This is a genomic window from Curvibacter cyanobacteriorum (assembly GCF_028649475.1).
GTDB lineage: Bacteria > Pseudomonadota > Gammaproteobacteria > Burkholderiales > Burkholderiaceae_C > Curvibacter > Curvibacter cyanobacteriorum.
In genome coordinates this window covers 182,091-194,749 of record NZ_JAQSIP010000006.1, presented here as the reverse complement: position 1 = coordinate 194,749, position 12,659 = coordinate 182,091, and the positions used below count along the sequence as shown (strand labels likewise).

Sequence of the window (12,659 nt, the reverse complement as noted above, 5' to 3'; positions counted from 1 at the left end):
GGCGCTGGGGGGCTGCTGCGCCGGGGGTCAGCCCGCGGAGGGCGTGGGGCCCTGGGTGGGCGCGGCGTCGGTCTCGGTCTCGGTCTCGGTCTCGGTCTCGGGCCACTGGGCGCGGATGCGCTGGATCTCCGGCATCAGCCCAATGAAGCGTTGCACCAGATGGGGGTCGAAATGCCGCCCTGACTCCTGTTGCAACAGGGCGATGGCGTCCTCCACCGGCCAGGCCTTTTTGTAGGGCCGCTCGTTGGTCAGGGCGTCAAACACATCCGAAATGGCCACGATGCGCCCCTCCAGCGGGATGGCTTCGCCTTGCAGGCCCGCGGGGTAGCCGCCGCCGTCCCAGCGCTCGTGGTGGCTCAGGGCCACGCGCTGGGCCATTTGCAGCAGCCGCGAAGGGTGGTCGCCGATGATGGCGGCGCCCATATCAGGGTGGCGGCGCATGACCTGCCACTCCTCCTCGGTGAGCTTGCCCTTTTTGAGCAGGATGGCGTCGGGGATGCCGATCTTGCCGATGTCGTGCATCGCGGCCGCGTGCAGCAGTTCATCGGCGTCCTCCTCGCTGTAACCCACGGCCAGGGCCAAGGCCCGCGCGAAGTGGCTCATGCGGATCACATGGCGGCCGGTTTCGTTGTCCTTGAATTCCGCCGCCCGACCCAGGCGCTGCACGATCTCGAGCCGGCTCTGCTTGAGGTCCTCGACCCGCACCAGGGACAGGTGGGTGCGCACCCGGGCGCGCACGATCGGGGGGCTGACAGGCTTGGTCACGTAGTCCACCGCCCCCGCTGCAAAGCCTTCGGTTTCGTGGTTTTCGTCCGCCAGGGCGGTGACAAAAATCACCGGGATGCCCACCGTGGCGGGGTCGGCCTTCAGGCGCCGGCACACCTCCAGGCCGGTCAGGCCCGGCATCATCACGTCGAGCAGGATCAGCTGGGGCTGCTCCTGGGCGGCCAGTTGCAGGGCTTTTTCGCCGTCGCGCGCGAACAGCAGGCGGTAGTCTGCCTGCAAGATCTGTTTCAGCACCTGCAGGTTGGTGGGCTCGTCGTCCACCAGCAGCAGGCGGGGACGGCGGTCCGTGACGGGAGGGGACTGGGTCATGTCGGGTCAGGGCGCGGCCTCAGGGGGCGCCGATGGCAGTTGCTGGGCCAGGGCCAACGCCTGGTCGAAGTCAAAACCGTCGATGGCGTTTTGCAGGGCCTCGCGGCGCGGCGCGTCGAGCGCGGCACTGAGGCGCTGCAGCGCCGCGTCAGGCAGTTCGCCGCGTTGCAGGTGCTCGATCAGTTCGCGCACATCGTCGGGGTTCAGGGCCGCCGCGGGCTCGGCGTGGGGCGCGGCGGTCTTGGGGGCCGGTGTCGTGGCCGGCTCGCCGGGCAGCTGGTCGAGCAGGGCCTGCATCTCCGCCTGCAGCACCAGCCAGGCCACTTGCTGTTCTGGCCCGGTGGCCGGGCTTTGCTCCAGCGCGGCCGCCATGGCTTGTACCCGGGGCAGAGCCAGGTTGGCGGCGGCACCGTGCAGTCGGTGGGCCTGGGCTTTCAGGGTCTGGTCGTCGAGGTCTTGCAACAGGGGCGGCAGCTGTTGCAATGTGTCGGTCAGGAACTGCCGGATGCGGCTGACCAGGGTCTGGACATCGCCCCACAAGGCGCTGCCACGGGCCCAGTCGACGCCATCGTGCTCGGGGTCATGGGCCTGGCCGTGGGCCTGCTGGGTGGCGTTGGCCAGGTCGGCCACCTGACCGAGCTGGGTGACCCGCGCGATCTCGGCCAGCAGGCGTGCCAGGTCCACCGGCTTGACGGCAAAGCCATTCATGCCGGCGTCTTCGGTGGCGCGGCGGTCTTCTTCGAGCACGCTGGCGGTCAGTGCGATCACGGGCACCGGGGGCCGGCCCTGACGGCGTTCCCACTCGCGCACGCGGCGGGTGGCGGCCAGGCCATCCAGGCGGGGCATCTGCACGTCCATCAGCACCACGTCAAACGCCTGCGATTCGATCTGTGCGCAGGCCTGTTCGCCATCCTGCGCGGTGCTGACCTCATGGCCCAGGCGGCCCAGGCGCAGGCTCAGCAGCTCCAGGTTTTGCGGCACATCGTCGGCCACCAGGATGCGCAGCGGGGGCAGTTGCACGGCCGCCAGCTCCTGCGGGCTGTCGAGGGGCGCCTGGCCCAGCGGCAGCGGCACCTGCACGGTGAACTCGCTGCCCTCGCCGAGGGTGCTGGTGACCTGGATCTCGCCCCCCATCAGCTGCACCAGTTGGCGTGCGATGGTGGTGCCCAGACCGGTGCCGCCAAAGCGCCGCGTCATCGACGCGTCGGCTTGCGAGAAGGGGTCGAAGATGCGCTCCAGGCGGTCGGCAGGGATGCCGATGCCGGTGTCGCGCACGGCCAGCACCAGGGTCTCACCGTCGCGCCGCACGGTCAGTCGGACCTCGCCCTTTTCTGTGAACTTGATCGCGTTGCCCAGCAGGTTCAACATGACCTGTTGCAGCCGCAGGGCGTCGCCACGGAAGAAGCTGGGCAGCTCATCCGGGTAGTCGCAGTGCAGGCCCAGGCCCTTGCTTGCGGCCCCCAGGCGCAGCGTGGCCAGCAGGTCATGGCACAGCTCGCGCAGCGAGAAGTCCTTGACCTCGAGTTGCACCGAGCCGTGCTCCATCTTGGCGGTGTCCAGGATGTCGTTGAGCAGGCTGAGCAGGGAGCGCGCCGAGCGGTTGATGGTGTTCAGGTGCTGGCGCTGGGTGTCGCTCAGGGGGGATTCAAGCACCACCTCGGTGAAGCCGATGATGGCGTTCATGGGGGTGCGGATCTCGTGGCTCATGTTGGCCAGGAAGGTGCTCTTGGAGGCCGCGGCCTGCTCGGCCTTGTCCTTGGCCAGGCGCAGGTCCTGCTCCATGGCGTGGCGCTCGGACAGGTCGTTGACGAACTTGATGACCCGGCTGGGCGCCCCGTCCACATCGAGGATGGGGTTGTAGGTGGCGTGGATCCAGATGTCTTTCTTGTGTTTGCCCAGGCGGTGGAATTCACCGCTGCGGAACTCGCCGCGGCGCAGCGCAGCCCAATGGGCCGCGTAGTCGGGGTGGTCGGCGTCTTCGGGCAGGCACAGCACCCGGTGCGGTTGGCCCACCAGTTCCTCGGCCTGGTAACCCGTCAGTTGCAAGAAGTTCTGGTTGACGTTGAGGATGGTGCCGTGCAGGTCGAACTCGATCACCACCAGCGCGCGCCGGATGGCCTGCACCACGCCCTCGAAGTCCGCGTTGCGCAGCTTGCTTTGGGTCACATCCATCAAGATGCCATCAACCCAGTTGGCTTGCCCGCGGCTGTCGCGCACCAGGCCCGCGGTCTCAGACACCCACAGTTCCTCGCCTTGGGCCGTCTGCAAGCGGTATTCGATCACGTAGGCACCGGCCTCCTGCAGCGCCTGGCGGGTGAGGCGCTCCACCCGCTCTCGGTCAATGGGGTGCACCAACTGGTCCAGGCGGCGCTGCTGGTGCAGGAAGTCGGCCACCGGCCAACCGCTCATGGCCTCGATGGCGTCGCTGACAAAGATCAGCTCACCCTTGCCCTGGTCGCGCTGGTAACGGCAACGGAAGGTGGCGCCGGGGATGTTGGCGATCAGGCTGCGGTGTTGTTGTTCGCTTTCGGCCAGCGCGTCTTCGATGCGTCGGCGTTCGGTCAGGTCGGTCACGAAACCCACCCACAGCGAATCTTCGCTGTCAGCGGCATGGCCAATGGCGAGGCGCACGGGCAGGCGGCTGCCGTCCCGGCGCAGGCCATCGAGTTCACGCACCGATCCGACCAGGGCTGACAAACGCGAACCGGTCGTGGCCTGGGGCCCACCATCGTGCAGGTCTGGCAGCAGGTCGGTGATGGGCCGGCCCCGCACCTCGGCCGAGCGCCAGCCAAAAATGCGCTCGGCGGCGGGGTTGAAGGCCTGGATCTCACCGCGCGGGTTCATGCTGATCACGCCGTCGACGGCGGTGTCCAGCACAGCTTGCAGGCGCGCTTCGCTGACCGTCAGCTCGCGGTAGATCTGGCGGTAGCGCAAGGCGGCGTTGACGGCCGCGGTCAACATGCTGATCACCAGGGTGATCAGCGCAATCGTCAAGGCCAGCGAGTTGTTGCGGCTCAGGTCGGCGACGAAACCGACCTCGTCCTGACCGACAAAGCGCGCAGCACCCATCGCCATGTAGTGCATGCCCGCGATGGCCATGCCCATCACCATGCCGCCCAAGGCCACGGCTTGCCCCGGGCTCAGCTGATTGCGGCGGCGCAGCTCAAAGCGAATCCACAGGGCCAGCACCGCCAACACCACCGCCACCGCGATCGAACCCAGGAACCACCACGGGTCGTAGCGCAGCACCGGGCCCATCTCCATGGCGGCCATGCCGCTGTAATGCATCAGCCCGATGCCCGCCCCGACCAGGGTGCCCCCGATCAGCAGTTGGCTGGGCTGGATCTGGCGTTTGGACAGCACCCGCAGCGCCACATACGACGCGCCCAGGCTCGGCAGCATCGAGCCCAGGGTCAGGCCGGGGTTGAAGCGCACCGTGGTGCACAGCTCGAAGGCCAGCATGCCGATGAAGTGCATGGCCCAGACGCCCGCCCCCAAGGTCAGGGCCCCGGTGCCCAGTGCGACCTGGGACAGGGCCGCACGCCGGTTGCGCCGGGCCACCCCAGCCAGCTGCAGCGCCATGGCCGAGGTGAGCATGGCCACCACCACCGACAGCCCGACCAACCAGGGATCGTGCTGGCCCTGCAGCAAGGGGGTCTCCGGGGTGGCGACCAAGAAGAAGGAGGCGAGCAGGTCAGGCATGCGGCACAGGTGTTTGCGGCTGCCATTTTGCCGGGCCAGGTCCGTTTGTCGAACCTTGCCAGGACCGAATCTGACAAATTTTCTGAAACTGTGGTGCCTTTAGCAGCTTGGCTGGACCGCCGTCAGGGCTGGGTCAAGTGGCCTTGCCAAGCCTGGGCCAAAGGTCCTCGCCACTCCGTTGCGGCGTGGCGGGAGGCCTCGGGGACGTGGTCTGCGTGACCGGCTCTGTGCCCCCGCACTGGGCCAGTCCCCGCACCGGGGTAAAACCTGATCAGGTCGGTCATGAAACGCCTTGGTGGTCGATTTGTAACTACCATGTCAGCCAATGCGACATCGGTTGCGTTGTCTGGCGCAGGCCCGGGTGAACCGGGCCACCCGCGTGGCCGACCCCCGAGCCCTGGGCAGAAAGGATGTTTGTGTGAACCCCACGATCCTGAACCACGATCTGCCCTTGGCGGCGCCCCACCCTGAGCCCCCTGGCGGGGCCCTTGAGCCCACGACAGACCGATGGCGCCCGGCCTGGCTGTCGGCCGCGGCGCCACTGGGCGTGGTGGCCTGCGGTGGTGGGGGCGGTGGCCCCTCCAGCGGCGGTGACACCGGCACCCCCGCCCCCGTGGTGGTGCCCAGCAACCGCCCCACCGCGGCCGAGGCCGGCCGGTTTTTGAGCCAGGCCACGCTGGGCTATTCGCGGGCCGATTTGAACGCGCTGATGGCCAGCAGCTACAGCGAATGGCTCGACGCGCAGTTCAAGGCCCCGCGCAGCCAGGGCCATGTGGACTGGCTCAAGGCCCGCGGATACGCAGACGCCAGCTACATCAACAGCACTGCCGGACTGGACAACACCCTCTGGCGCAAGTTCATCAGCTCGACCGACCCACTGCGTCAGCGCATGGTCCTGGCCTTGTCGGAGCTCTGCGTGGTGTCGGTGCTGGGCATCAACGCCCAGTGGCGCCAGTTCTCGGTGGCCAACTACCTCGACCTGCTGGAGACCCACGCCTTTGGCAACTACCGCACCCTGTTGCAGCAGATCACACTCAGCCCGGCCATGGGCTACTACCTCACCTACCGTGGCAACCAAAAGGCCAACCCCAACACGGGCAGCCAGCCCGACGAGAACTATGCCCGCGAACTGATGCAGTTGTTCACCATCGGCTTGGTGCAACTCAACGCCGATGGCAGCGTCAAGACCCACAGCAGTGGCGCCCCCCTGGAGACGTACCAGCAGGCCGACGTCAGTGGCTTGGCGCGCGTCTTCACGGGATGGAACCAGGACGTGAGTGGCCTCACCACGCCGTACCCGCCCGACGTGCAGGTGCGGCCCATGGTCAACACGGCCAGCCGGTATGAGACCGGCAGCAAGGCTTTCTTGGGCACCACCATCGCCGCGGGGGTGTCGGCCACCGAGGCCTTGAACACCGCGCTCGACACGCTGTTCCTGCACCCCAATCTGCCGCCTTTCGTGGGGCGCCAGTTGATTCAGCGGCTGGTCACCAGCAACCCCAGCCCGGCTTATGTGGCCCGGGTGTCCGCGGTGTTCAGCAACAACGGTGCGGGCGTGCGAGGCGATCTGCAAGCGGTGCTGCGGGCCATCCTGCTGGACACGGAGGCGCGTGATTCTGCCCGGATGGCGCAGCCCAGCCAGGGCAAGTTGCGCGAGCCTGTGGTGCGCTTTCTGAACTGGGCCCGGGCCTTTGGCGCCAACTCCCCGTCGGGCCTGTGGGCCGTGGGCGACACCTCGGACCCGGCCACGCGACTGGGCCAGAGCCCCATGCGTTCGGGCTCGGTGTTCAACTTTTTCAGGCCGGGTTATGTGCCGCCCGGCACGGCGTTGACCTCCCAAGGCCTGACCGGCCCCGAGTTCCAGATCACCAACGAGTCCTCGGTGGCGGGCTACCTCAACTGGATGCAGCGCGTGGTGGCGGGCAGTGGGGCCGGGGACCTGAGCGCCGACTACAGCAGCCTGTTGCCCCTGGCGGGCAATGCGGGTGATTTGCTGCAGGAGATCAACCAGGTGCTGGCCGCCAGTCAGTTGTCGGCGGCCACCCTGGCGAGCCTGCAGAGCGCGCTCAACACCATGCCCTCGGCCACCCCCGCCCAGTTGCGCAACCGCGTCCATGCCGCCTTGGTGCTGGTGCTGGCGGCGCCCGAGTACATCGTCCAGAAATGAGGCCGAGCATGAACCAAGCGCCCCACATCGCACCCGACAACGCGTCGCGTCGTGCCTTTTTGCGCCGCAGTGCGGCGCTGTCGCTGGCGGGCCCTGCCACGCCCTGGGCCTTGAGCCTGGCGGCCATGGGCGAGGCCGCTGCGGCCACCGCGACCGACTACAAGGCCCTGGTCTGTGTCTTCCTGTATGGCGGCAACGACCACGCCAACACCTTGGTGCCTTACGACCTCAGCAGCTACAACACACAGCAGCTTTTTCGCAGCAACCTGGCCATTGACCGCCAGGCGCTCACCCCGTTGCTGCTCAAACCGAGCACGCCCCTGCCCGATGGGCGCCAATACGCGCTGGCGCCGGGGCTCGACCCCTTGTTGCCCTTGTTCGACGCGGGGCGCATGAGCGTGCTGCTGAATGTGGGCACGTTGGTTCAGCCGACCACCAAGGCGCAGTACACGGCGGCCTCGGTGCCGCTGCCGCCCAAGCTGTTCTCGCACAACGATCAGCAGTCCTACTGGCAGTCCGAGTCCCCCGAGGGCGCCGCCTCGGGCTGGGGCGGGCGCATGGGCGACCTGTTCGCCTCGGGCAATGGCAACGCCACCTTCACCTGCATCAGCGTGTCGGGCAACGCGGTCTACCTGTCTGGCAAAAGCGCGGTGCAGTACCAGGTGTCCACCACGGGTTCGGTGCCCGTGTCGGGTTTGCAGTCCCCCTTGTTCGGGTCCTCGGCCTGCAGTGCTGCCCTGCGTCAGTTGATGACCGCGCCGCGCGTCAACCTGTTCGAAAACGAATACGCACGGGTCACCGCCCGCTCGATCGATGCCCAAGCCCAGATGACCGCCGCACTCAGCGGCGTGACGCTGGCCACCGCGTTCCCCAGCCCCAATTCGCTGGCCGACCAGCTCAAGATGGTGGCGCGCCTGATAGGCGCCCGGTCTGCCCTGGGGACCAAACGCCAGGTGTTTTTTGTTTCACTGGGGGGCTTTGACACCCACGATGGTTTGCTGAACACCCACCCGGGTCTGCTCAAGAACGTGGGCTCCGCGATGGCCGCGTTCTACCAGGCCACGGTGGAGCTGGGGGTGGCCGATCAGGTGACCAGTTTCACCGCCTCCGACTTTGGTCGCACCTTGGTCAGCAACAGCGATGGGTCGGACCATGGCTGGGGCAGCATGCACTGGGTGCTGGGCGGGGCTGTCAAAGGCCAGAGCTTTGTGGGCACCCCGCCTGTGATCGCCAACAACGGCCCCGATGATGTCGGCCAAGGTCGCTTGCTGCCCAGCCTGTCGGTCGATCAGCTGGGGGCCACCCTGGCCACCTGGCTGGGGGTGTCGGCCACCGACATGGCCCTGGTGTTGCCCAATTTGCGCCACTTCAGCACCACCAACCTGGGCTTCATGGCCGCGTGAAGGGGGTGTCGGGCTGGCTGGGGGCGCTGGGGTTCGTGGGGCGAGGCCGCGCGCTGCGCTGCGAGCGCGCATTCGGGCCTGACGCCAAAATCCGCCGCGGGTGCCCGAAGCCGTGCCTGGCCGCTGTTAGCATAGGGGGCTCTCCTCGTAGTTCAATGGATAGAACAAGTGCCTCCTTTCAATGGGCAGCCGCTGGCGAAAGCCTCGGCTGAATGGAGTCAAATTCGGTGAACCCTCTGGGGCCTGCACAGGCCCTGTGGCAACGCCGAGCCAAGCCCGGTTTTCCGGGAAGGTGTAGAGACTAGACGGCTCCTGCCTACCGGCCCGATGGGCCCACGGCAAAGGCATAGTCCAGACCACGAACGCACGCGCATCGCACCGTCATGCCGCGCGCGGCGGCGAAAGCCGAAGTGGTATGAAGCGCTAGATACAGGTTCGATTCCTGTCGGGGGGACCAAGTACCAACACCAATTCAACTCACCGCACCTCAAAACCCGCATGCCTCTCAGCGTTGCGGGTTTTTTCTTGTCTCACGCCACCTCAATGGAGACCGTCAACGCTCCAATTTTTGTTGGTACTGCTGTGGGTATCTGTTGGTGCCAATGATTCAAGTACCAACAACCTGCCTACCAACAGGGGCGGCCATGGCACTGGCGACTTCGATTCCTGTCTGCGTCCGAAGGCTTTCCGGTCGTACCGCGGTTTCACAACGTCTGTGGGGAGGGGCCGGGCTGGGCGGCGGGCCGCGCTGGCCACCCGTCGGGACGGAAGTCTGTCACTGGCGAGCCACCGTCCGGGGCCCCCATTCCCTGGGCGGTCATGGTCAAAGAGGGGGGGGCTCACCTCCAGCGTCGTCAACGGGGCACCAGGAACACCGACTTTTCCGACACATGAGCGCTGTCACCGTTGGCGCCGATCTCAAAGTAGACCGGGTGTGAGCCAGAGGCCACCGAGCCATACGGCAATTGCAGTCGCACCGGCACCCAGCGGGACTCGGCTGGCCCCACCGTGACCAGTTCGTCGGAGGCCACCTTGAGGCCGTCCAGACCCGTGGCGCCAATGCGGTAGACCTGGGTTGTCTCGGTGGCGTTCATGACCTGCAAGCGGTACACGTTCTCCAGCATCCCGCCGGGCACTATCCGCGATAGCGCGGCGCGGTCTCGCACCACGTCGACGCGCAGTGGGGTGCGCAGCATCAGGTGCGAGAACAAGGCCCCGGTCAATGTCAGCAAAATGGCGCTGTAGATCAACACCCGCGGGCGCAGGATGCGGCGCAGGATCTGGGCCTGGCTCCACCCGTTCTTGATCGCGTTCTGGGTGGCGTATCGGATCAGGCCACGCGGGTAGCTGAGCTTGTCCATGACGGTGTCGCAGACGTCGGCGCAGGCACCACAGCCAATGCACTCGTATTGCAAGCCCTTGCGGATGTCGATGCCGGTGGGGCAGACCTGCACGCACAGCTCGCAGTCGACGCAGGCCCCTTGGCGGATGGCGGCGGGATCGGTCTTGCGCAGGCGCTTGCCGCGCGGTTCACCACGGGCTTCGTCGTAGGTGACGATCAGTGTGTCCTTGTCGAACATGGCGCTCTGGAAGCGGGCGTAGGGGCACATGTACTTGCACACCTGCTCGCGCATGAAGCCGGCGTTGCCGTAGGTGGCAAAGCCGTAGAACACCACCCAGAAGGTTTCCCAGGGGCCTAGCTGGCGGTTCACGACCTCGAGAGCCAGGGTTTGGATGGGGGTGAAGTAACCGACAAAGGTGAACCCCGTCCACAACGCCACCAGCAGCCAGACCAGGTGCTTGCCGCCTCGGCGGCCCAGTTTCTGGAGCGACCACGGGGCGTCATCGAGGCGGATCCGGGCCATGCGGTCACCCTCAAAGCGCCGCTCGATCCACAAAAAGATTTCGGTGTAGACGGTTTGCGGGCAGGCGTAGCCGCACCACAGCCGTCCAGCCACCGCCGTGAAAAGGAACAATGACAGCGCCGAAATCACCAGCAGGCCCGTCAGATAGATGAAATCCTGTGGGTAGAGCACGATGCCGAGCAGGTAAAAGCGCCGGGCTTCCAAGTCAAACAAGATGGCTTGGCGCTGGCCCCACTCCAGCCATGGCAGGCCGTAGAAGACGATTTGGGTCAGGAACACCAGGCTCCAACGCCAGCGCGCGAACAAGCCGCTGACGGATCGGGGGTGGATCTTCTTGCTCGCGGCGTAGAGGAACACCTCGGTGTCATCGGCAGGGGCCGCCACGATGGGGATGACTTTGGGGGGGTGAGGGGTGGGGGTCATGAAGGTCTCCCTTGGCTTTTGGGCCGCCTGCTTGCTCCGTTGGGGGGGCGACGGCGTGAGTGGAGGGTTGGCAATGGCGGGGAATGAGGCGTGATGTGGGTCCATTTCTCAGCCCGCGCCGGGTGTGTCGTACCGTGTGCCGGTCGGCCCTTGGGCCGACAACCTGAGGGGGTTGCTTTGATCGTGAACGGCTGACATGTCCCTGGGTATATCAATTTCTGTGCCATCCAGCTCTGGATCAAAAAATCCAATGATGACAAGGACTTGGATCGATTGGGTACAGCTGTCAGCACGGGGTGGCATACCGACACTGCCATGAATCGCCTCTTGTGGCAGAGGTGGCAGTGTCAGTAGTGCTTGTCTGCAGGGGCAGGGCGGTGCGATGGCGCTCACCGCGCCCTGCGCGCCACCGTGGCAAGGGCGACCCGCGCTTGTCTCAGGCCAGCCCCAGGGCCTTGAGTCGCCGGTACAGGGTGCGCTCGCTCAGGCCCAGGTGCTGGGCCAGCGCCTTGCGCGAGCCTTGAAAGGTGGCGATGGCGGTGGCCAGGTCGGCTGGTGGCACTGCCGTTGGGGCGGTAGGGACGTCCGGGGCGGGACGTGTGCTGGGCGGGTGGCCCGGGTTGGGGAGAGGCCCCATGGCGCAGGCCTGGGGGCCGGGCTGGGTTGGGCGGCGCAACAGGGCCGAGGGCAAATGGGCGCGGTGGATCTGACCGTCGTCGGCCAGCAGGCGAGCCCGTTCCAGCACATTGCGCAGTTCGCGGATGTTGCCCGGCCAGGAGTAGGCCCGCATCGCAGCCAGTGCCTCGTCGTCCACGGTGAGACGGCCCCCCAGGCGGTTGCCACGCTGCAGGATGGATTCGATCAGCACCGGCAGGTCGTCCAGTCGTTCGCGCAGTGGTGGCAGGTCGATCGGAAACACCGCGATTCGGAAGTACAGGTCGCGACGGAAGCGGCCATCCTCGACCATGGCCTGCAAGGGCTGGTGGGTGGCGGCCACCAGCCGGAAGTCGGCGCGTTGGGTTTCCACGCTGCCCACGCGCCGGAAGGTGCCGGTCTCGATCAGCCGCAGCAGCTTGACCTGCATGGGCAGTGGCACATCGCCGATCTCGTCGAGGAACAGCGTGCCCCCTTTGGCCGTCTCGACCAGGCCAGGTTTGCGGCCAATGGCGCCCGTGAAGGCCCCTTTCTCGTAGCCGAACAACTCGCTCTCGAACAAGGTCTCGCTGAAGCCAGAGCAGTCCACCACCACAAATGGGCCTTGGGCACGCTCGCTGGCCTCGTGCACGGCGCGGGCGAACAGCTCTTTGCCGGTGCCCGACTCTCCCTGCAGCAGGACGGGCAGGGTAGAGGGGGCCACGCGCTGCACATTGAACAGCGCCTGATTGAAGACGTCGGCGTGGCCCACCAGGCCCTGCGAGCGCGCTTTCACCGAGGCATTGCGCAGCGTGGTCACGCGCTCCACATAGGCGACGATCGCGCCAGACGGTTGGAGGATGGGCCGCAGTTCGACGTCGACATGTTCGGGGCCGCGCGGGGTGTGGTGGATGTGCAAAACCCGGTCGGGGCCCCGCAGCTCTTGGGCCTTCTTCATGGGGCAATGCTCGCCGGCCTGGTCGCAAGGCACATCGTAGTGGTGCGACACCTGGTAGCACTTCTGACCGACGTAGTTCTGGCCTCGGGCGCCAAACTGGCGCTGGTAGGCGGTGTTGGCCGCCAGGATGTGGTAGTCCGGGTCCAACACGATCATCGGCTGGGCCTCGTAGTCGAGGTAAGACACCAGCGCCTGCACCTGGGGGTTGTCGAGTGCGCGGGGCTCGGGGTCCTGGATCGCTTCGGAGGGGGTGGCCATGTCGTCCCGGCCTCTGGGGCCCATGGGTGAAGGGAACCGCCATTGTCCGTCAAGGCCAGGCTGTCTGTCAGTCTTTGGCAGTCAAATTTGGCAGTGGCAGCTCATCGTTTACCCTCGCCTGAGCGTCAAAGTGCCTGTCTGGTGGGTGTTGAGTC

The 12,659-nt window shown here is 66.7% G+C and carries 6 protein-coding genes; 2 read left to right on the top strand and 4 right to left on the bottom strand.

Going from position 1 to position 12,659, the window contains the following annotated elements:
• Positions 1-27: 27 nt before the first annotated feature.
• On the bottom strand, positions 28-1,095 hold the full coding sequence (locus PSQ40_RS14230) for a response regulator (protein ID WP_273952232.1): 1,068 nt from the start codon (positions 1,093-1,095) through the stop codon (positions 28-30).
• A 6-nt stretch (positions 1,096-1,101) separates the two neighbouring features.
• Positions 1,102-4,797 (bottom strand): PAS domain S-box protein, encoded by a 3,696-nt coding sequence (locus PSQ40_RS14225; protein ID WP_273952231.1) that lies wholly within the window; start codon positions 4,795-4,797, stop codon positions 1,102-1,104.
• Between the two features lie 418 nt (positions 4,798-5,215).
• Here PSQ40_RS14225 and PSQ40_RS14220 point away from each other — a divergent pair, with 418 nt between their 5' ends.
• Both PSQ40_RS14220 and PSQ40_RS14215 read left to right on the top strand, forming a co-directional pair.
• Positions 5,216-6,964 (top strand): DUF1800 domain-containing protein, encoded by a 1,749-nt coding sequence (locus tag PSQ40_RS14220; protein WP_273952229.1) that lies wholly within the window; start codon positions 5,216-5,218, stop codon positions 6,962-6,964.
• Positions 6,965-6,972: 8 nt separating this feature from the next.
• Entirely contained in the window at positions 6,973-8,367 is a 1,395-nt protein-coding gene (locus PSQ40_RS14215) for a DUF1501 domain-containing protein (RefSeq protein WP_273952227.1), read from the top strand.
• Positions 8,368-9,221: 854 nt separating this feature from the next.
• On the opposite strand, the gene ccoG is transcribed toward PSQ40_RS14215, so the two are convergent.
• Positions 9,222-10,655, bottom strand: a complete 1,434-nt coding sequence (gene ccoG, locus PSQ40_RS14210; protein WP_273952226.1) for a cytochrome c oxidase accessory protein CcoG — start codon at positions 10,653-10,655, stop codon at positions 9,222-9,224.
• A 436-nt stretch (positions 10,656-11,091) separates the two neighbouring features.
• On the bottom strand, positions 11,092-12,504 hold the full coding sequence (locus tag PSQ40_RS14205) for a sigma-54 interaction domain-containing protein (RefSeq protein ID WP_273952225.1): 1,413 nt from the start codon (positions 12,502-12,504) through the stop codon (positions 11,092-11,094).
• Positions 12,505-12,659 lie beyond the last annotated feature (155 nt).